14 protein-coding genes and 1 pseudogene are annotated in these 20778 nt (G+C 72.9%); 6 read left to right on the top strand and 9 right to left on the bottom strand.

Annotated features, from left to right (window positions below; translation table 11 throughout):
* Positions 1-17: 17 nt before the first annotated feature.
* The 3 genes from IO40_RS0129680 to IO40_RS0129670 all read right to left on the bottom strand — a co-directional run bounded on the left by IO40_RS0129680 (position 18) and on the right by IO40_RS0129670 (position 4392).
* Positions 18-1478 carry an amidase gene (locus tag IO40_RS0129680; RefSeq protein ID WP_164440328.1) on the bottom strand — a complete coding sequence of 487 codons (1461 nt, stop codon included), beginning with the start codon at positions 1476-1478 and terminating at the stop codon, positions 18-20.
* A gap of 262 nt (positions 1479-1740) precedes the next feature.
* Positions 1741-2625 (bottom strand): class I SAM-dependent methyltransferase, encoded by an 885-nt coding sequence (locus IO40_RS0129675; RefSeq protein WP_016472580.1) that lies wholly within the window; start codon positions 2623-2625, stop codon positions 1741-1743.
* Between the two features lie 930 nt (positions 2626-3555).
* Entirely contained in the window at positions 3556-4392 is an 837-nt protein-coding gene (locus IO40_RS0129670) for a DUF2637 domain-containing protein (RefSeq protein WP_016472581.1), read from the bottom strand.
* 456 nt (positions 4393-4848) lie between these two features.
* On the opposite strand from IO40_RS0129670, the pseudogene IO40_RS34280 reads away from it, so the two are divergent.
* A pseudogene (locus tag IO40_RS34280) lies at positions 4849-6060 on the top strand (macrolide family glycosyltransferase).
* On the opposite strand, the gene IO40_RS39190 reads toward IO40_RS34280, so the two are convergent.
* Entirely contained in the window at positions 6024-6737 is a 714-nt protein-coding gene (locus IO40_RS39190; RefSeq protein ID WP_234029912.1) for a LysR substrate-binding domain-containing protein, read from the bottom strand. The pseudogene IO40_RS34280 and the gene IO40_RS39190 sit on opposite strands and share 37 nt — an antisense overlap.
* A gap of 99 nt (positions 6738-6836) precedes the next feature.
* Between IO40_RS39190 and IO40_RS34275 the strand changes: the two genes are divergently transcribed.
* The gene (locus IO40_RS34275; protein WP_041968870.1) at positions 6837-7709 is read left to right on the top strand and encodes a putative RNA methyltransferase; all 873 of its coding nucleotides are present in this window, start codon (positions 6837-6839) and stop codon (positions 7707-7709) included.
* Between the two features lie 57 nt (positions 7710-7766).
* On the opposite strand, the gene IO40_RS0129655 is transcribed toward IO40_RS34275, so the two are convergent.
* The 3 genes from IO40_RS0129655 to IO40_RS0129645 form a co-directional block, all read right to left on the bottom strand.
* Positions 7767-8321, bottom strand: coding sequence for a hypothetical protein (locus tag IO40_RS0129655; protein ID WP_031176482.1), 555 nt, complete (start codon positions 8319-8321; stop codon positions 7767-7769).
* Between the two features lie 174 nt (positions 8322-8495).
* Positions 8496-8816, bottom strand: a complete 321-nt coding sequence (locus IO40_RS0129650) for a DMT family transporter (RefSeq protein ID WP_016472586.1) — start codon at positions 8814-8816, stop codon at positions 8496-8498.
* 18 nt (positions 8817-8834) lie between these two features.
* Positions 8835-9446, bottom strand: a complete 612-nt coding sequence (locus IO40_RS0129645; protein WP_016472587.1) for a DUF1269 domain-containing protein — start codon at positions 9444-9446, stop codon at positions 8835-8837.
* A gap of 245 nt (positions 9447-9691) precedes the next feature.
* On the opposite strand from IO40_RS0129645, the gene IO40_RS35125 reads away from it, so the two are divergent.
* The gene (locus tag IO40_RS35125) at positions 9692-10435 is read left to right on the top strand and encodes an ACP S-malonyltransferase (RefSeq protein ID WP_016472588.1); all 744 of its coding nucleotides are present in this window, start codon (positions 9692-9694) and stop codon (positions 10433-10435) included.
* A gap of 111 nt (positions 10436-10546) precedes the next feature.
* On the opposite strand, the gene IO40_RS0129635 is transcribed toward IO40_RS35125, so the two are convergent.
* On the bottom strand, positions 10547-11074 hold the full coding sequence (locus tag IO40_RS0129635) for a GNAT family N-acetyltransferase (RefSeq protein ID WP_031176481.1): 528 nt from the start codon (positions 11072-11074) through the stop codon (positions 10547-10549).
* A gap of 87 nt (positions 11075-11161) precedes the next feature.
* On the opposite strand from IO40_RS0129635, the gene IO40_RS0129630 reads away from it, so the two are divergent.
* Both IO40_RS0129630 and IO40_RS0129625 read left to right on the top strand, forming a co-directional pair.
* Entirely contained in the window at positions 11162-11965 is an 804-nt protein-coding gene (locus IO40_RS0129630) for an exodeoxyribonuclease III (protein ID WP_016472590.1), read from the top strand.
* Between the two features lie 623 nt (positions 11966-12588).
* Positions 12589-15168 carry an ATP-binding protein gene (locus IO40_RS0129625; RefSeq protein ID WP_234336604.1) on the top strand — a complete coding sequence of 860 codons (2580 nt, stop codon included), beginning with the start codon at positions 12589-12591 and terminating at the stop codon, positions 15166-15168.
* A gap of 682 nt (positions 15169-15850) precedes the next feature.
* Here IO40_RS0129625 and IO40_RS0129615 read toward each other — a convergent pair.
* Positions 15851-17152 carry a hypothetical protein gene (locus IO40_RS0129615; RefSeq protein ID WP_016472593.1) on the bottom strand — a complete coding sequence of 434 codons (1302 nt, stop codon included), beginning with the start codon at positions 17150-17152 and terminating at the stop codon, positions 15851-15853.
* Positions 17153-17397: 245 nt separating this feature from the next.
* On the opposite strand from IO40_RS0129615, the gene IO40_RS0129610 reads away from it, so the two are divergent.
* Positions 17398-20559 (top strand): AfsR/SARP family transcriptional regulator, encoded by a 3162-nt coding sequence (locus IO40_RS0129610; RefSeq protein WP_031176478.1) that lies wholly within the window; start codon positions 17398-17400, stop codon positions 20557-20559.
* Positions 20560-20778: the final 219 nt, after the last annotated feature.

Below are 20778 nucleotides of genomic sequence, written 5' to 3'. Positions count from 1 at the left end.
GGTGTCTGCCGCGGGGTTCAGTTGTGCGGCAGGTACTGCGGGGGCCGCCAGGCGTGGAGGCGGTTTTCCACGGCTGCGCCCAGGGAGAGCAGTTCGGTGTCCTGGTGGTTGCCGGACATCAGGAGAACTCCCACCGGGAGCTTGCCGACGGTCCCTGCGGGGACGGACAGGGACGGGTAGCCGGCCACGGCTGCGGGGGTGGAGGAGGGGATGACGTCGTTGTCGCCCCGGGCGCAGTCGGTGGTCCAGGCCGGCGGGTTCGTCGGTGAGGCGATGGCGTCCAGGCGGTGGGCCGCCATGGTCTCGTCGATCGAGCGGCGGGAGAGGTCCTTCAGCTCGGCGCGCATCGCCCGGTATCCGGGGTCGGTGGTCGGCGGGGCGGCGAGAGCCTGCTCGAACAGTTCCTGGCCGGCGAAGCACGTGCGCTCTTCGGGGTGGGCACGGTTGAACTCGATCAGTGCGGCGAGGTTCCGCGGCCCGTGCCGGGTGGCGAGGTAGGCGTCGATGTCCCGGTGGAACTCGCTCAGCAGCGCGGGGAACTCCAACTCGGCGAGGCGTTGCTGGTACGGGGGTGTCACCTCCACGACGGTGCCGCCCGCCTGGCGCAGCTTTTTCGCCGTGGCGGTCATCACGGCGTCCACGTCCGGTCCGAGTGACGGGAGCCGCCACAGACCGATGCGCTTGCCCCGCAGACTCTCGTTGTGCGGGTGCTGTGCCGGGGAGACCCCGGTGCGGGCCGTGCCGCCGAGAGGTGAGGTTTTGCCGCCGCTGAGTACCGACAGGGTGAGCGCGGTGTCGGTCACATTGCGTGCCATCGGGCCGGCGGTGTCCTGTTCGGCGGAGATGGGAACGACGCCCTCCTGGCTGACCAGGCCGAGAGTGGGCTTGTGGCCCACCACCCCGTTCATCCCGGCCGGGCAGACGATGGATCCGTCCGTCTCGGTGCCGATCGCGACCTGGGAGAGCGAGGCGGCCAGTGCGGCTGCCGAACCGGAGGACGAGCCGCACGGGTTGCGGTCCAGCACGTAGGGGTTGCGAGTCTGTCCGCCGACGGCCGACCACCCGGACGTCGGTTTTGCCGCGCGGAAATTGGCCCACTCCGACAGGTTCGTCTTGCCGAGAATCACCGCTCCGGCGCGTCGCAGACGTGACACCAGGGCCGCGTCGGTGTCCGGCGGGTCACCGGCCAGGGCGAGCGATCCGGCTGTGGTGGCCAGGCCGCGGGTGTTGATGTTGTCCTTGAGGAGGACGGGGATGCCGTCGAGCGGCCCGCGGCTGCGGCCGTGCCGGTGGCGGGCGTCGCTGGCGGCTGCCTGCCGCAGCGCTGTCGGGTCGGTGCGCAGCACCGCGTTGATCTTCGGGTCGGTCTTTTCGATCCGCCACAGATAGGCGGCGGTCAGGGCCGAGGAGGTCAGCGAACCGTCCGCCATGCGGGCCTGGAGCTGCGGGATCGTGACGGTGTCCAGATCGAAGCCCAGGCGGGCGGGTGCGTCGGGCGACGGCCTGCCGGTGGCGGACCCGGCGGCCTGAGCCTGGGGGGGGCCGGTGTACCGGAGAGAAGGGAGGCCGCGGCGAGGGCGGCGATCAGCGTGGTGACGCTTCTCTTTCTCATGGGCGTCAGCGCACTACACGCCGCTGTGCCGCCGCAAGAGCGCCACAGTGCCTGGGGAGCCCGGGGGCCCCGCCGGCTGTCCGGCGGGGCGGTGACGGTCCTCCAGGGGGCTCCGTGAACCCTGTGTGTCAGTGGGCGCAGGCGCGCGCCGTGTGGACGGTGGTGGCCGTCAGGTAGAAGGCGTCGGGCCGCCACAGGATGCCCGTCGGGGCGTCGGGGTCCACCAGGGCGTCGAGGGTGGTGAGGTCCTCCTCGGCGAGGTGGGTCGCCAGCATGCCGCGGAGGCGGGTCAGCGAGTGGTGCAGATGTTCGCGGCCGGCCGCGCCCAGGGGGGCCGGGTGGTCGACGAGGAAGGTGCGGCTGCCGGTGGGTATAAGTCCGGCGCCGGACAGCATGGCGGGCCAGTCCTCCACCGTCGAGACCGAGCCCGGCAGGTCGGCGCGCATCTCGGAGAAACTCTCTTCCATGGCCGCGTCGAGTCGTGCCTGGAGTCCGGGGCGACCGGTGCCGATGTCGCGGGGCAGGAAGCGGGGGGTCAGGCCGCGCTCGGCCACCGCCAGGAGACCGCCGGGACGCAGCCGTGCGGCGAGGGCGTCGAGTGCCGCCTGCTGGTCGCCGAGGTGGTGTACGGCATGGCTGGTCCATATCAGTTCGGCGGAGCCGAGGCCGGGCAGGTCGTCGGGCAGGTCGGCCCGCTCGGCGGTGACCCGGTCGCCCACCCCTTGGGCGACCGCTCGGTCGTGGGTGCGCCGCAGCAGTCCGGGCGCCTGGTCGACGGCGACGACCTCGGCCCCGGTGAAGCGGCGGGCGAGCAGACAGCTGATGACGCCCGGCCCGCTGCCGATGTCGAGTATTCGGGTGACTGTTCCGCCCTCGTCCGCTTCGACGGTGCCCAGCAGGCCGTGCAGCCAGTCCGTCGCCGCCTCCAGCGCGGGCAGGTGCAGTTCGGCTTCGCGTTCCAGCGCGGAACCGAGCGCTTCCCAGTCGATTTCGGTGGTGTGGCTGTGCGTCATGCGGCTGCTCCCTGGTGCACCGAGTGGATCGTCTTGTGATGGATTTCGTCAACGTGCGAGACGCCTTCGTCGGAGGGCGCTGCGGTCGGTGATGCGGCCGGCGGTCCGGGCGCGGAAGGCGCTGGTGCGGTCGTTGGTGAGTCCCGCTTCGTGCGACAGCCGGGTGCCGTCCCGGTGAGGCGTTTGATCTTTGCGGGGGACGGCACGGGTGACGCGTGCGGCCGGTCGCCCACCCTGTTGTTCAGCGGCCGGGTGCGGGGAATGTGGGCCCGGATGAGATGGCTGGTCGGACGCGTACCGGGACGGACGCTGGGTGGTATTGCGTCTCCACCGGTCCTGTGCGCCGGGGGCGCAGTTCGTCACCCAGATCGGTGGCCGGCACGAGGTGCTGGGCGACCACGTCGTACGACATGTCGTCTCTTGCTGTTTCGCTCGGCGACGGTCGCGTGCGGGCTGTGGTGTGCCCTGCGGTCGTCCGCGCTCCTGTGGTTCTGGCCGCTCATCGCGATCACCTCCTGGCCGCAGGCTGCTACCGAAGCAGCCAAGACGGCAAGTTTTGTTGCCGAGACGGCAAAATCGGCAGGGTGTGATGCGGCATGGACGCGGACGCGGCGGCTCTCGTGGGCGTCGGCCGAGGTCGGACCCGGGGTCTCAGGACCGCTCTGTCCCGGCTGGAGTCGGCCGGCGTGGGCCTGTCCCGTCCCGCTGCTGCCTCGGCGCCGGCGCGCCGGGTGCCGCTGCAGGAGTTGGTGCGCGCGGACCGCGGGTTGAGCGGCTGGGGTTGCTGCCGGGCGAGCGCACTCGGCGCTCGGCGGGCGCCGACGAGCCGGCACCCGGCTGCCGTACTGGTTCGGCAGCACGGGCGGCGGTCCCGTCGAGCCGGTCAGCCTCTTCGGGAGCGAGGAAGTGACGCGGACGGGTGCGAAACGTTCATCCTGCCGAACGGTGCCGATTGGCGCCCTTGGGACGGCGGGCATGGCGTGAGGGTGCCGTGGGCACGGACGGGAGGTCGAGCTGCCGCACGAGCTGGTGGAAGCACAGCAGGGCGGTGATGGGCGGCAGGCCGGCGACCGCGATGCCCGCCGGAGTGGCCGGCGCGTCGGCGACGCACAGCAGGGAGGCGACGGCGGCGAAGAAGAGCACCACCAGCCAGGAGTGCACAGTGCGGCGGCGGTAGGCACGGGTGCGCAGGATCGACAGGGTGGCAGCGACCCAGGGGGCGTAGATGAGCAGCGGCCAGGCCTGGGCGACACTCGGCGGCGCCGACTCACGGGCGAGGTCGTAGAGCGACGGATAGGACGCCTTCGCGCCCAGGAAGCTCACGAGCACCACGATCACCGCGGTGAGGGTGATCGAGAAGGCGCTCAGTACGCGCCTCCAGGTGAGGTCTTCCCTGTGCTGCTGTTTGGCACGGGACAGTGGACCGTTTTTGCGGTGTCTGGCCCGGGTGAGCGCGGCGTCGCCGAGAGCCTGCTGCTCGACCGTGTCGAGGAAGTGGGCGAGTTCCGCGTCCAGGTCCGGGTGGGCGGGCTCGTCCGGGTACGGGACGGGATCGGGGCGCGGCGAGGGGAACCGTTTGAGGCCGAGGGTGTTGGTGTCGGTGAACTCCGAACGCTCGGCGTGTCCGTACGGGCCGTCGTCGAAGACGGAGGAGCGGTAGTAGTACGCCGAATCCCAGGGGGAGTCGAAGGGTTTCCTCGGCCCTGGCAGTCCGGTCTCCGGGTCACGGGGCGCGGCGGACGCGTACCTGTGCGACGTCTCGGTCAAAACTGAACTCTCTCTTCTGAAAGTCAGATGCAGATGACGGGTGCCGGGACCGGTTCCAGCGGCGCACGAAGCCGGGGTGACCTTCGGCGCGCGGGCCTGTGTCGCTCGCAGTGACCCACTGCTGGGGTGAGGCCGGGGGTGACCGTCTCGGTTACACAGCCGTCAACGACTACTCCAGCCAGCGGAAACCCTTCTGCCCGCTACTCAGACTTATGAGCATGCGGTTTTCTGCCCGGAGATAATCCCTGCGGGAGCGGAATCCGTGGCATTAGAGTGAGGGTCATGTACTTTCACCAGATCTACGGCTGACACGCGCGGGGCGCCGCCCTGCCCCGCCGTCGCGCACCGGGTGCATCCGCGCACGCCGGTCCGCTGAGCGTGTCCGTACCGCCGCACGCGGGACGCCACAGAGGTGTCACCGCGGTGCGAAGCCGTGTCTCTGGAGAGTGATCATTCATGTCCCGTCGTCCCCGCGCGTCCCGTTCCGCTGTCCGCAGTGGGCACATCGCGATGGTCGGCATCCCGGCCGTCAGTCATGTGCTGCCGAGCCTGGAGATCATTCGCGAACTGGTCGCCCGCGGTCACCGGGTGACGTACGCGAACGACCCGGCCGTCAGCGATCTGGTGGCCTCAACGGGCGCCGAACTGGTGCCGTACCGGCCCACGTTGCCGGTGGCCGACAACAACTGGCCGGACGATCCGATCGCCGCCATGGAACTGTTCCTCGACGACTCGATCGCCGCACTGCCGCAGCTGAGGGCCGTCTACGACGAGGACCAGCCGGACGTGTACCTGTACGACATCGGTGCCCTGTCCGCGCGGGCACTCGCCGAGCGGCAGGGCCGGCCGGTGGTGCAGCTGTCCCCCACGTTCGTCGCCTGGAACACCTATCAGGAGGACGTGGGCGCTCTCCTGTGGGGACTGCCGGGGGCTGACGCGTTCCGCGCCAAATACGCCTCCTGGCTGGCCGGGTGCGGGGCCGTCACCACGGACCCCGACAGCTACATGAGCCTTCCGCCCCGGGCGCTGGCGATGATCCCGCGGGTGATGCAGCCGCATGCCGACCAAGTGGACACCGAACGGGTCACTTTCGTCGGTCCCTGTCCGAGCGGGCCGGCCACCCGGGGCACGTGGCAGCGTCCGCCTGGTGCGGAACGGGTGCTGCTGGTGTCACTGGGCTCCGCCTACACCCGGCAGCCCGAGTTCTACCGGCGCTGTGTGGCGGCCTTCGGCGGGCTGCCGGGCTGGCACGTCGTGTTGCAGATCGGCAAGTACACCGACCCGGCCGTGCTGGGCACTGTTCCCGCCAATGTGGAAGTGCACTCCTAGGTGCCCCAGCTGGCGATCCTGGAGCAGGCCGACGCCTTCGTCACCCATGCCGGCATGGGCGGCAGCGCGGAAGGGCTGCTGACCGGTACGCCGATGATCGCCGTGCCGCAGGGTGCGGAACAGTTCGACAACGCCGACCGGCTGGTCGAACTCGGTGTCGCCCGCCGTGTCGACACCGAGGAGGCCACGCCGCAACTGCTGCGGGAGGCGCTGTTCGCGCTCGCCGACGACCCGGAAGTGGCCCGGCGCGCCGCCGAGCTGAGCGAACGTTCCCGCGCCGAAGGCGGCACCCGGCGTGCGGTTCAGCTCATCGAGGAGTACGCGGGACTGGACGGCTGACGACGCGCGGGCTCCACGGCCGTGTACGGGCCTGTACGCGGCGGTATGCGGCCCGTGGAGCTGTCGTTGGGGCCGCCCCCGCGTCTCGCGTGCGGAACGAGCCGCAGGGGGCCGTACAGGCGTGCTGCGGTGCCGTCCGTGCGGCCTTCACGGGGGCGGTTGGCGGGGGCCCACTCGTCTGCCGTATTTGCGGGAACGTCGGCATCCGCTGGGGCGGCGAGGGCCGTGCGCAGGCGGGTCAGCAGCGCACGGGCCGCGGGACCCGCCGGTCCGCCGGTACGCCAGGTGAGGCCGACACGGGCCCGCGGCTCGGGGCCCGGCGACAGGATGCGCAGCCCGAGCCGGGAGGCGGTGTCAGGTGGCACGGCGGGCACCACGGCGGCTCCCAGCCCCCGCGTGGCCAACTGGGCGAGCTGCGACGGGGCGGCTGCCTCGAACGTCACCCCGGGGACGGACCCGGCCTGCGCGCAGGCGCGTTCAGCACTGCGCGCAGGCCGGTGCCGGGCGGCAGACAGACCAGGGGCGGTCGCGGAGCGCTGTCCACCGCAGGGGCTGCCGCCCGGCCGGCAGCCGCCGTCCTGAGCGGTGCGGACGGCACCAGTAGCCTGGGGAGCCCCTGCGACCCGAGGAAGCACCGCATGTCCGAACCGTCCGCCGCCCCGCACAACGACGCCCATGTCAGCGCGGCGGGCGTGGGTGGCCGCGGGGACGCCGCGCGTCCCGGCAGCGCGGCCCACCATGCGGCCCGCGGCTCCTCGCCGGGGACGCGGCAGGGGCTGTGGGAGACGCTGACGAGCGCCGTGCGGTGTCCGGTGTGCCGGGCGGAGCTGGAGGTGGGGGAACGGTCGCTGCGCTGCCCCCGTCGGCACACTTTCGACATGGCGCGGCAGGGGTATGTGAGTCTGCTCGCCGGCGGCAGGCGGACGGTGAACGCCGACACGGCTGCCATGGTGCAGGCCCGGGCGGACTTCCTGGGGGCGGGCCACTATGCGCCGCTGACGGACGCCCTGGGCCGGCTCGCGGCTTCCCTGCGGGCTCCCGGGGACGGTCTCGTCCTGGACGCCGGTGCGGGGACCGGGCACTATCTGGCCGCCGTGCTGGAGGCGCTGCCGGGCGCGGTGGGGCTGGCACTGGACGCGTCCCCGTACGCGCTGCGCCGTGCCGCGCGGGCCCATCCGAGGGCGGGCGCGGCCAGCTGGGACGTGTGGCAGCCGTTTCCGGTGCGGGACGGTTGCGCCGATGTGGTGCTGAACGTCTTCGCGCCGCGCAACGGCGGCGAGTTCCACCGGGTGCTGCGGCCCGGCGGCGCGCTGCTGGTCGTCACGCCGACGCGGCGGCATCTGCGGGAGCTGCGGGAGCGGCTCGGCCTGCTGGACGTCGACCCGGAGAAAGAGGCGCGGCTGGAGCGCGCACTGTCCGGGTTTTTCGTGCGCGAGCGGGCCGAGTCGCTGGAGTACACGGTTTCGCTGTCGGCACGGGAGGTGGAGAACCTCGCCTCCATGGGGCCGGCCGCGCGTCATGTGGAGCCGCGGGAGCTGATCGCACGGGTGGCGGCGCTGGGTGAGCCGGTGGAGGTGACGGTTTCGGTGGACGTCTTCGTCTACGTCGCCGCCGGCCGTACGGAGCCGGCCGGCGGTACGGACGAGTAGGGGCGCATCCCCAGGGCGTGCGGCGGTCCGCGCGGGACGGGGATTTCCGGCGGCCGGTCAGCAGCCGCCGCAGTTGTAGTAGGTGACGTCCCAGTGGTTGCCCTCGCGGTAGTAGATGTTGCCCGAGGCGGACTTCCACTTCGAACCACCGATCGAGGCGAAGCTCCCGGTGATGTAGTTGTCCAGACAGCTGGAGAGCCCCATGTCGAGCTTGTAGCCGTTCCAGTGGCTGTACGTACCGGACGCGTGGCCCGTCTCGGTGCCGCCGGTGAGCCGGACGGCACAGCCGGAAGCCTTCTTGAGGGTGATGGCGCCGTCCGCCGTCTCCGAGCGCAGCCCCTCGAACGAGGTGCAGGTCGGGTTGTTGCGGTCCGAGCAGCCGCCGCTGGACGTCCAGGTGATGCCCGCCGCACGGAACTTGGCCGTCGCCTGGGCGTGTGTGAGCTTCGCCAGGAGCTGCGGGGCGGCGGGGGCCGCTGAGGGGGTGGCCGTCGCGGAGACGGGCTGCGGAGACGCTGCTGAGGCGGCCTGCGCACTCGTGCCGAAGAGGACCAGTGCGGTGGTCGCCACGGAGCCGACGAGCGCGGTGAGGGAACGACGGGAGGGGCCCACGGTCTACCTCTTTCCCAAGGACGGCGGTCGACGGGGGCGTGCCCCGTCGGCGGAGCGCCAACCTAGCGGGATGACAGGGGCATGTAAATAAACGGCGAAGGTGTCCGGCCAGGGGCACCCGGCCGGCTCGCGCCGCGTCCGGCAGGCGCTCCGGCACCCTCGTGCGGCATGCCGTCAGTGGATGAGTTTCAGACCCACGACCCCGACGACGATCAGCAGCAGACACGGCAGCCGTGCCACCGACGCGGAATCGCCCAGCACCGTCATCCCGTACACCGCGGTGCCCACCGCGCCGATCCCCACCCACACCGCGTACGCCGTGCCGAGCGGGATCTGCGACACCGCGTAGGACAGGCCGACCATGCTGGCCGTCAGGGCCGCCAGGAAGAGCAGCGAGGGCCACAGACGGCTGAAGTTCTCGGAGGCCTCCAGCGCGGTGGCCCACAGCGTCTCCAGACAACCCGACACGATCAGCACGCCCCACGCCAGGCCCATGACTTTGCTCCTTCCGGGTTACCGGCGCCACCAGTGCTCTTCGTGGCCGCTCGCTCTGGCGTTCTCGCCCTCCCCGTGGGGACCGACGTCGTGGCCGTGCACCGGTCCGGTGGGTGCGTCCGAGGCGTTCGGCGGGGTCTGCGGGGCCGACAGGGTCTCTTCCAGGTCCCTGCGCACCCGGGAGGCCAGATAGCGGCTGACGCCCGCCCCCAGGGCTCTGTCGAGAGGATCGGTGGACACTTCCTCCACGTCGGCCACCACCACGGTGCTGCCGGGCGGGATCTCCGCCGTCAGCTCCTCCAGCCCCTCGTTGGTCTCGAACACCCGGCGCGCGTCGCGCCCGCCACCGATCAGCCCGCCCGCACCGAAGCCGGCCAGCGCCCCCGCCGGGCCGCCCACCAGACCCACCAGCGCGCCGACCAGCCCGCCCACGGCCAGTCCCGTCGCCCTCGTGGTGTTGTCCACCTCGGCGACGACCTCGGCGTTCCCGTCCGCGTCCCGTCCGATGACCCGTGCCTCGCGCACGGTCAGTGATCCGGCACGGTGCGCCTCCTCCAGGCTGTCGAGGGCCCGGAGGGCCGCACGGGTACCGCGCTCGGTGAAGTCGGCGAACACGATGTTTTCCGTCATACGCCCACCATCGGGGCTCCGGACGGGTACGGCATCCGCAGCGCGGACGGTGACGCGCCTGGCGGTGCTTTTCGACGGTGCGGGCCGGCAGCATCACGGCCGCGGCAGCGTTATGGCTGCGGGCAGCGATACGGCCGGGGAAAGCCCGCGTGGCGACCCGGACGGGCCGCTGCGGGGAGGGCGGGGAGCCGTCTTGTGAGGGGGGTGACTGGCGCTGCGTCGAACGGCGCGCGAGGGTTGGCGGCATGAGCGTCGCGTTCCTCTTCCCCGGCCTCGGCTCGCTGCGGCCGGGCATGCTGCACCGGCTGCCGGACACCGCAGCCTCCGCCACCGTCCTCGCAGAGGCGGAGTGCGTCCACCCAGGAGGGGTGGCCGAACTGGACACTGCCGGGACACTGGCCGAATCGGAGGTGGCACGGCACGTCTGTCTGCTGATCGCCGGGGTGGCAGGCGCACGGGCGCTGATGGAGGACGAGCACGTCCGGCCCGCCGTCGTCGCCGGTCACGGCCTCGGCTGCTTCGGAGCGGCCGTCGCCGCCGGGCTGCTCAGCTTCCCCGAGGCGCTGCGGGCGGTACGGATCCGTGCCGAGCTGCTCGAACGTGCCGAGGAGCCGTTGCCCGACCTCGCCATCCGCATGGCGCAGCATCTGGCCACCGTGCCGCGCCGCACGCACACCCTGCCGTATGTGACGAGCACCGGCGGTGTGTGTCTGCGCGGTGACACGAACGGTGTCTTCGACGATCTCGCCCGCTCCGTCTCGCTGCCGGTGCGCTGGGTGGAGATGACGGCGACACTGCGGGGCACCGGTGCCGACCGGTGGCTGGAAATGCCCCCGGGCAGGGCGCTGACCACCGTGCTGGAAGAGGTCCAGGGCGACCTGGCGGGCATCGTCTCGGTGGAGGAGCGCGGCATAGCGGAGGCCGCGGAGTTCGCACGGGGCGAGGCGGACGGGACGGGCGGAGCCGACGAGGCGGACGAGGGGGAATGACGGCACCCGCGCGTGCGGCCGGCCGGCGGGCTCCCAGGGGCCCTCGGCCGGCCGCCGGGTGCGCGGGCCCGGCCGGTCAGAGCTGTTCGCCGGCCGGGCGCGGCACCTGACTCACCCAGTGACGTCGCTGATGCCGCGCAGGGACTTCACGTAGCACCGGCTCTCCTCGTGGAACCGGTAGTGACCGAATTTGCGCGGGGCCGGCACATAGCCCGACGAGGTGTACAGGGCGATCGCCTCCGGCTGGTGCACACCCGTCTCCAGCACCATCCGGGTGCGGCCGGCCTCACGGGCGTCCTCCTCCAGCCGGGCGAGTATCCGCCGGGCGATGCCCTGGCCGCGCGCCTCGGGCACCACGAACATGCGCTTGAGCTCCGCGTCGCCGTCCTCGTAGTGCTGGTCCTCCTCGCCCGCCTCCGTGCGGGCCGCGTCCATCGCACGCCATCCGCCCGTGGCCACCGGCCGCCCCGCGTCGTCGTAGGCCAGCAGATACAGACCGCGCGGCGGCTGGAACATCACCGGATCCAGCGGCGTCGCGTCGCCCTCCGGATCGCCATAGCGCCGCGTGTACTCCTGCAACACGAGATCGTTGAGCTTGCGGGCGTCCGGGTGGTCGAAAGGGGCGGAAACGATCGGCATGCGGGCATCGTAAGGTTCACTGATGCGCAACGTGAGCACAGCGGATGTGATGCTCACGACCTCCCGCGCAGTCACAGGGAGCATGTTTTGCACAAGGTGAGCACGGTCAACGTCAACGGTCTGCGGGCAGCGGCCAAGAAGGGCTACGCCGAGTGGCTGGCGACCACGGAGGCGGACGTGGTCTGTCTCCAGGAGGTCCGTGCGGAGCCGGAGCAGCTGCCCGAGGCCGTACGGTCACCCGAGGGCTGGTACACCTTCTGGGCGCCGTCGTCGGCCAAGGGGCGGGCCGGAGTGGCGCTGCTGACCCGCCGGGAGCCGGAAGCCGTCCGTGTGGGATTCGGCACACCCGAGTTCGAGACGTCCGGCCGCTACGTGGAGGCGGATCTTCCCGGTCTGACCGTGGCGAGCTTGTACCTGCCCTCCGGTGAGGTCGGCACCGAGCGGCAGGAGGAGAAGGAGCGCTTCATGAAAGCGTTCCTGCCCTACCTGTGCGACCTGCGCGAGCGGGCGGCTGCCGCCGGGCGCGAGGTGCTGGTCTGCGGCGACTGGAACATCGCCCACCAGGAGGCCGACCTGAAGAACTGGCGCGGCAACAAGAAGAACTCCGGGTTCCTGCCCGAGGAGCGCGCCTGGCTCTCCCGTGTCCTCGACCCGGCCGACGGGGGCTACACGGACGTGGTCCGCTCACTGCACCCGGACGTGGCGGGGCCGTACTCGTGGTGGTCGTACCGGGGCCGGGCCTTCGACAACGACACCGGCTGGCGCATCGACTACCACGTGTCCACCCCGGGGCTGGCCGGCCGTGCGGTGAAGGCGTACGTCGAGCGTGCCGCCACCCACGCGGAACGGTGGAGCGACCACGCCCCCGTGACGGTCCACTACGGGCTCTGACGGCTCGGGGCCGCGGCTTGCGGCTCGTCGTCTGCCGTTCCGGCGGTGTTCCACGATCGGGTCCTCCTCCGCCGCGGTGTCCGGTCCACTGCATCGGTTCGCTGTCTGCCTGCTTCATCCACCGGTCGCGTGGGGAAGAACAACAACCAATGCGGAAAGAAAACCGGACGGAAAGCGGTCAAGGAGAGTCGGAGCGGCGCCGTCCGTGTCCGTCTGTGGACGACGGCACGGTTGCGCACAGGGGCTGAGAAACGGGCAGAACCATCGTCCGTGCGGTCGTGCGCGTACGGACGCACGGTTTGCACGGACAGACGGTCTGCATAGACAGACGGTTTGTACGGGCGCACGGTGCGTACGGGCCGAACGATCTGCACGGACGCACGGTTCGCACGGACGCACGTTGTGTACGGACACAGGCCGTGCGGACGCAACCGTCCGCGCGGGCACACGGATTCACCGCTCCACAGGCACGCGCGCGGCACAGCCGGAACACGGCCGTACGGACGCCGGCCGTACAGAACACAGCCGTACCGGTGACCGCGCGGGCGCGCAGCCGCACCGACGGCATAGGACCTACCCGGAACACGGCCACCAGAGGCGGTACTGAACGGTCGGAGGTACAGGTGTGGGGGGACAGGCTCGGCGAGGACCACGAGGGCGACAACCAGGTGTCCGGAACCGTCCACGGGGCGGTCGTCCAAGTCGGCACCGTGCACGGTGACATCCATCTGGCGGCCGGGCCCCCGACAGCACCCCGGGTGCCCGGCCCGGGACATCCGGCGGACGACGCGGCCCCGTGGCAGCTTCCTTCCGTACCGCCCCTCACGGACCGCGCGGCGGAACTGGCCGCACTGGAGCGGCATCACCGCACCGCTCTGGAGCACCGGTCGGGGACGCTGGCCGCCATCAGCGGGCTGGGCGGTGTCGGGAAGACCGCCCTCGCACTGACATGGCTGCACGGACTGTGCCCCGCCTTCCCGGGTGGTCAGCTGTACGCCGATCTGGGCGGCCAGTCCCCGGCGGGAGCCGGTGACCCGGCGGAGGTGCTGAGCCGCTTCCTGCGCGGCCTCGGCGTCCCCGGCAGCCGCATTCCACGGGCTGTGGAGGAGCGGGCGTCGCTCTACCGGTCACTGACCGCGCGGCGGCCCCTGGTCGTCCTGCTGGACGACGCGGCGACGGCGGCGCAGGTGCGCACGCTGCTGCCCGGCGGTACCAGCGTGACCGCCGTGACCGGCAGAGCGCGACTGCCGGGGCTGTCGGTCGACGGCTGCTGCCAGATCCATCTGGAACCCCTCGGGGTGGAGGACGCCGTGGCGCTGCTGGACGCCACCGTCGCCGACGAGCGGGTCCGCACCCAGTGGAAGGACGCGCGCGCCCTGGTGCAGCTGTGCGCCGGGCTGCCGCTCGCGGTGCGGGTCGCCGGGGCGCGGCTCGCCGCCCGGCCGACTCGCAGGATCACCACCCTGGTGCGCGCACTCGAGAAGGAGCACAGCAGGCTCCAGGCGCTGACCATCGAGGGGGACCGCACTGTGCAGGCGGCTTTGGACTGCTCCTACGCGACGCTGCGGGCCGACGCGGCGCGGCTTTACCGGCTGCTCGCCCTGCACCCGACAGCGGAGTTCGGCACGGGCGTCGCCGCCGCCGTACTGGGCGGGCCCGGCGGCGCACCCGACACGGCCACCGTCGTCGGCCTCCTTGACGCCCTCCATGACGCGAGCCTGCTGGCGGACGCCCCGCAGCCCGCCTCCGGCCGGTCCGACGGCGACGGGGAGGGGCCCGAACCCGGTGGCCCGGCGGGGGAGTGGGACGGCACCGAGGAACGGCACCGGTTCCACGACCTCGTCCGTCTGCACGCCCTGGCGAAGGCCGAGGCGCTCGACCCGCCCCAGGAACGCCGTGCGGCGCTGCGCCGCATCCTCGGCTTCTACCTGGCGACCGCCACCGAGGCGGAGTCCCTCGTCGAGCCGCAGCACCGCACCCTCCCCCGCGACTTGGGCCCCCACCCGGTGACGCCCGCCGATCTGGGCGGTGATCCCGACAGGGCGCTGGACTGGCTGGAGCACGAGCTGCCCAACCTCATGGCCGTACTGCGCACGGCGCGGGCCGACGGGTGGCCGGAGGTCAGCTGGCAGCTCGCCGACGCCATGTGGCCGCTGTTCCTCCGGCGCAAGCACTACGAACAGTGGCGGGCGGCACATCGTGAGGGGCTGGCCGCGGCGACGACCGCCGGGGACGCCGCGGCAGAGTGCCGCATGCTCACCTCCGGAGGCATCGGCGAACTCGACATGGGCGCCGGTGAGCGGGCTCTGGAGATGTTCGAGCGTGCGGCGGTCCTGTGCGAGCGGCTGGGGGACCGGCTCGGGTACGCCCGGACGCTCAACTACCGGGGCCTCGCCCACCGGCAGAGCGGCCGTCCGGAGCGCGCCGGAGAACTGTTCGCCCGCGCGGCGGCGCAACTGCCCGCTCTGGGCGACGAGCGCGCGGGGGCGCTGGCTGTGCTCAATCTCGCCGACAGCCACCTGGACGCGTGTGCTTCCGCCACGAGCGGTACCGCCGTACACGGCAGTGACGACAGCGCTTACGTCGCCCCCGCCGATAGCCGGGACGCCGTCCGGGCGTTGGAGCACGCACAGGTCGCACACCGGGTGCTGGCGGGGAAGGGCGACGTGTACAACGCGGCGCGGGCCGCCATCGCGGCCGGCCGCGCGTGCCTGGCTCTGGGGCGCATGGGCGAGGCGGAGGAGCAGCTGTCCGGTGCGCTGGGTGTCCTGCGCGGCATGAACGCCGATTTCGAGGCCGCCCGCGCACTGGGCGCACTGGCGGCCCTTGCCGAACGGCAGGGCCGCGCCCGGCTTGCCGCCGAGCACGGCCGTGCCGCCTTGCGTCTGCACGAGGGCCTCTCGGGGACCGAGTCGGCACAAGCACGTCAGGTGCGCGCTCTGCTCGCCCGGCTGCCGGGCGAAAGCGGGGACAGGGCCGCACCGGGCGGGCACAGCGAAACACCCGACAGGGGGGACGCCGCACCGGGCGGGCATGCCCCCGCGTCGGGCGGGCACGGCGGCCCAGGCAGCCCGGGCCGCCCCGGCGGCGCGGACGCCGCACCGGGCTGGGGCGAGGCCACCACAGGCGTTGAGGGACCGCTTCTCGCCGCCGGGCGGGAGGCGAGGCCGGGCACGCCGGGACGGCCGGGAGAGCCGGGCTGATCCGGGAGACCGGAGAGGACCGGGAGACCGGCGAGGACGGTGGGGCCGCCGGGGACGGCGGGGAGCCGGTCGGGCGGCGCGGCGGCGGTCCCGTACGCGGGCCTCCGGAAGGCCGCCGGGAGGCCACTGTGCGCCCGGGACGCGGCGGGGGCGGCCGGTGGCGTCCCGGCCCGCCGGGAGTACAGCCACGGTGCCGCACGGCGAATGCGCCGCACGGTGGCCACCGTCTGCGCCAGCCGCTCGGCGGGCAGTCCGGCCACCAGCCAGGTGTGGGCCAGGGACGCCCATGTCTGCCAGGGCAGTCCTGCGAACTGCCGTGGTCCCAGTTCGAGGACTCCGCGGTCGCCCCCGGCGAGGGCCAGCCAGCAGCGTGTTCCCTGGTGCACGGCGGCGACCAGGGCGCCGGGGTGGGCGCGGGCCAGCCGCAGGGCCGCGGGCCGGCCGGCGCCCCGTGCGACGACCACGTCCGCCAGGCGCGGCCACCGTGCGGCGGACGGCAGCCCGACCCGTAGGTGCCGGTCGCAGGCCGTGCCGCCGGGCAGCCCGCGCGAGGGTATGGCGGTCTCCAGGAGGACCTGGGCGAAGCGGGCCCGCGGTACGTCGGGCCGGCCGGCGCTCTCGGTGGTCACCCAGGCGGTGTCCGTACGGTCGTCGGGCCCCAGGAGACGCACCCGCAGGCGGGTCACGGTGTCACCTGCCCGGGCTCGTCGAACCTGAGCGTGACCGGCAGCCGTGCGGGCCGGGGCGCCAGTCGTGCGGCGGTGGCCCGCAGGCGCAGCTTCCGGTACAGCAGGGAGCGCATTTTGACCGCGAACCTGCCCGGTTCCGAGGAGATGCGCTGTGCCACCCGTTCGTAACCGGCTTTGCGGTAGGTGGCCATGGCGCGCGCCAGCTGGCGGCACAGTGGTTTGTCGGCGCGCAGCCGGGGCGCGAAGGAGCTCAGTTCGGCCAGGGGTGAGGCCGGGTCGAGGCCGGTGTCCGGCACGTCGGTGAGCAGGACGGGTGCCCCCGTCATCGTTCCGTACAGGGAGAGGGAACCGTGGTCGCCCACGACCACATCGGCCGCCGCGAGCGCGCCGCACCAGTCCGAGTGCTGGCTGACCACGGACAGTCCGCGGCGGCCCAGTCCGGCCAGCCAGGAGCCGATCTGCCATTCGCCGTGGGCGTTCCACACGTTGGGGTGGAGCAGTGCCGCCGTCCGGTACTCGCCCGGCGGCAGTTCGGTCACGAGCCGCTCCAGGAGGGGCCATTCGCGGCCCAGCAGTGACTGCGGCCCCCAGGTGGAGCAGGCGAGGACGACCTTCTGGCCGGGTCCGGCGCCGAGTGCCTGGCGGTAGAGCGCGCGGGAGGGGAGGGAGGCGGCGATCCGGTCGTAGCAGGGGTCGCCGACCACCTGGGCGACGTGCAGTGCTTCGGGGCATTCGCGGCCCAGGCGGGCCAGTTCGTCGTGGTGGGCGAGCAGCACGGCCTCCGGCACCACGGCGCCGTCCCGCACCAGCCATTGCCGGCCCAGGCCGTAGACGTTGCGCTCGCCGGCGGGCGGGGTGCCCGAGGGGGCGCGGGAGGCGGGGCCGGATGCGCGGGGCGGGACGGTGGCCGACGGGTGCCGCACGGTCTTGTTGTGGCCCGCGCCGTGCGGGAGGACCAGGACGGGGGCGTGCACCTCGTGCAGCCCGCCGTGTGCGGCGGCCAGCGCCAGGTCGAACTCCGTCTCCACGGCCTGCTCCCAGGGCAGCACGAGCGCCTTCAGCCGGGACAGGAAGTCGCCGACGCCGTTGCTGAAGACGTCAGGGGCGGCCGTGAAGACGGTCTGGATGCGCGGATCGCCCTCCAGCAGGCGCACGGCGTCCAGCAGCCGCTGGCCCGCCGTCACGGTGTGCACGACGACCAGGAGCTTCTTGCGGACCTGGCGGGTGGCCCAGCGGCCTGCGTCCAGCCGTACGGGGACGTGGCGCCAGTGGGTGTGGAGTGTTGTCGCAGTCATCGGTGCTCTGTCTCCGAACTCGCGGTGGGATGGCGTCGGCCGTGCGACCGACTCCGAGTGCGTCCCCGCGCCCGCTGGACGTGCTCCTTGCCGGAACCTTGCACTCCCATGGACTTCCCGATGTGCGCCCGCGCCGCGCATCCGTGCGCCCCCGCCCGCGACCCTTCGACCCGGCGCGACAGTGAGGAACCTCGCACCTACGCGCACGCTTCGGCGGCAGGGAGACGCGACAACAGCAAGGGGCGATGGTGATCTTCGTCGCGCTGGGCAGTCCTCTCGAACTGTGGGTGGGGGACGAGCAGTTCCCCCTCGGACCGGTCAAGCAGCGCTGCGTGCTGGCCGTGCTGCTGCACGCCCGCGGGAGAGCCGTGGCCGTCGACACGCTCATCGACCGCGTGTGGGACGGGGACCCGCCCCTCAAGGCCGCCGAGTCCCTGCACACCTATGTGTCCAGGCTGCGCGGCATTCTGCAGGCGGCCGTGGGGGACAGTGCGCGGATCGACCACCTCTCCCCGCGTCGCTACCGGCTGCTGGTGGCCGACGACGAGGTGGATCTGCATCTGTTCCAGCAGCTCCGCCAGGACGCCGCCGCGGCGGCCGGACGCGGCGAGCACGCGCTGGCCACCGGGATGCTGAGCACGGCCGAGTCGATGTGGCGCGGTGAGCCGTTCGCCGAGTTCACCGGGGACTGGGGCTCTTCGGTGCGGGCGCGGCTCCAGGAGGACCTGCGCAGCGTGCGCGAGGAGCGCCTGCGGCTCGGTCTGGAGCTGGGGCAGCACGCGGAACTGCTCGGCGAACTCCACCAGCTGGCCGCCCAGTACCCGCTCGGGCAGCGGACCGTCGGCCTGCTGATGACCGCGCTGTACCGCTGCGGCCGTACCGACGAGGCGCTCGGCCACTACCGTGCCGTGTGCCGGCGGCTCCGCGACGAGCAGGGCATCGAGCCGGGCCCCGGGCTGCGCGAGCTGCACGCGCGCATCCTGGCGCAGGACAGCACTCTGCTGGGCGCCCGCAGCACGCCGCGGACCCCGGCCCGGCCGGCGCCCGCACCGAACGAGCGGCCCCGCAACAACCTGCCGCGCGATGTGCGGGACTTCGTGGGCCGCGACCGTGAGATGCGTCTGCTGGCCGACCGGCCGGACGGCCCCGGACAGGACGCGGCACCGGCCGTCACCGTCATCCACGGGATGCCCGGTATCGGCAAGACGGTGCTCGCCCTGCACGCCGCCCACCAGTTGGCGCCCCGCTATCCCGACGGCGTCTTCCACGTGGATCTGCGCGGCTACAGCGAACAGCCGTACTGTGAACCGTTCGAAGCGCTGGGGCTGCTGCTCACCGACGCACAGGCACCGTACGACCCAAGCTCCCGTTCGCTGGACGAACGGACGCGGCGGTGGCGGGAGTGGACCGCCCGGCACACCGCCCTGCTGCTCCTCGACGACGCGCGTGACGTGCGGCAGGTGACACCGCTGCTGCCCGTCGCCCCGGGCTGCCGGGTCATCGTCACGAGCCGCAAACGGCTGCACGCGCTGGAGGGGGCCGGGCACCTGCCGCTGAAGGCCCTGCCCGAGAACGACGCGGTGTCCCTCTTCGTCCGGATCGCGGGCAGCGAGCGGGCACCCGAGGGCGCGGAACTGCGGCGTGCGGTGGGTGTCATCGGAGGGCACCCGTTCTTCCTCCGGCTGGCCGCCAGCGGCTTCCGGCACCGCGAGACGTGGGACCTGCCGTATCTGACGTCCCGGCTGGAGAAGGCACCGGACCTCCTCGACGAGGTGGACGACGACGCCCTGGCAGCCACTTTCCGGCTCAGCTACGTCACCCTCGGGGACGCGGCACAGCGCCTGCTGCGGCGCCTGGCCCTGCACCCGGGCCCGGACCTGCCCGCCTGGGCGGTGCCGGCGCTCACGGGGCTGGACGAGGCCGCCGGCCGCCGTGCCCTCAAGGCCCTGCTCGACAATCATCTGGTGGAGGAACCGTCGCGCGAGCGGTACGCCGTGCACGCGCTGACGCGCGCCTTCGGACGGCAGATGTGCGCGGAGGAGGACACGCCCCATGAGCGCCGTGCGGCGGTCGAACGGCTGCTGGACCACTACCTGGTGGCGGCCGACCGTGCCGACCGGGCCGCCCACCCCAGGCGCCGGCGGCTGCCGCTCCTGCCGCCGCCAAACGCCCCGTGTGCGCCACGTCCCGCCGGCGCGGAGGAGGCCACCGCGTGGCTCATGGCGGAACGCGCCAACCTGCTGGCCGTGACCCGTATGGCGCTGGACCACGTGCCCGCCACCGGGGCGCGCTTCCCGCACGTCCTCGCCCAGGCGTTCCGGCTGTGGGCCGTCTGGGACACCGCCGCCGAACTGCACGGTGCCGCAGCACGGGCGCTGCGCACGGGGAACGACACCCGGGCGCTCGCCCAGGCACTGACCGAATGGGCCGACGTGACCGCGCAGAGCGCCCCCGACGGCGCGCTGGAACGCGCCACCGAGGCCATCACCCTGTTCGACGAGGCAGGCGACCAGCACGGCGGTGCCGTCGCCCACTTCCAGGCGGCCCGGGCCCGCCTCGCCGCGGGGCAGCGGTCCGAGACGCTCAGGGAACTGGCCGAGGCCCTGCGCCGGTTCCGGGCCTGCGGTGACGCGTACGGGGAGGCGGAAGCCCTCAACGTGGAAGGTGTCGCCCTGCACTACGGCGGCGCCTACGAGGAGGCGCTGGCGCGCTTCCGGCGCGTTTTCGATCTCCACGCGCGGGTGGGCGACGCGTTCGGGGAAGCCACCGCTCTGAACAACATCGGGGAGATCTTCTGCCTGGAGGGCCGGTACGACGAAGCCCGCCACTACTACGAGGAAGCCCTCGTGCGGGTGCGTGCCGTCGGCGGTCCGCTGGACGTCGCTCTGGAGGAGGGAAATCTCGGCACTGTCCACCAGGCCACCGGGGACACCGAGCGGGCGCTGGCCTGCTACCGGCGGGCACTGGCCTGTTACCGCGAGAGCGGGGACGCCGTCGGGGAGGCCGACACGCTCGTCAATCTGGGCTCCGCCTGCGCCGCCTCCCGGCGCTTCGGTGAGGCGATGATGCACGTCCGGATGGCGGAGAGGGTCGCCCGCGAGGTGGGCAACGTCTACGAGCACCAGCGGGCCGTCACGGGCCGGGGGGACGTCCAGCGGCTGTCGGGCCGTCTCGACGCGGCCAGGGCGTCCTACGAGGCCGCCCTGGCGATGGCGCGCGGCGCCGACTTCACCCTGGGGGCCGCCCATGCCCTGCACGGACTGGCCCGGACGGCACTGCTGTCCGGCAGCGCGGACGCGGCACGGCGCTACGGTGCGGAGGCGCTCGGCCTGTACACGCGGCTGGAGGCGACTGCCGAGTGCCGTGCCCTGCGGCAGTTGCTGGGGGAGATGGACGGCACCGGCTAGGCGCCCGCCCTCCCGCACGTATGAGGGCGGCCTCCACGAAGGCGGCCTCCGTCGCTCGGAGAAAAAGCGGCCCTCACGAATGCGGCCCCCGTCCCTCGGAGAAGAGGGGCGGGGGCCGCTGTTCGCGGGGCCTCACCTCGGTGCGGCCCGGCGCGTCACAGCTGAGGCGGTGCCGCGCCTCAGAGCTTGGTGATGGTGAGGGTCCACGAGCCGTCCGCG

The organism is Streptomyces albus subsp. albus, from assembly GCF_000725885.1.
In the GTDB taxonomy this organism is placed as follows: domain Bacteria; phylum Actinomycetota; class Actinomycetes; order Streptomycetales; family Streptomycetaceae; genus Streptomyces; species Streptomyces albus.
The sequence above is the reverse complement of the archived record's forward strand: the minus strand, read 5'-3'. Positions and strand labels throughout refer to the sequence as shown.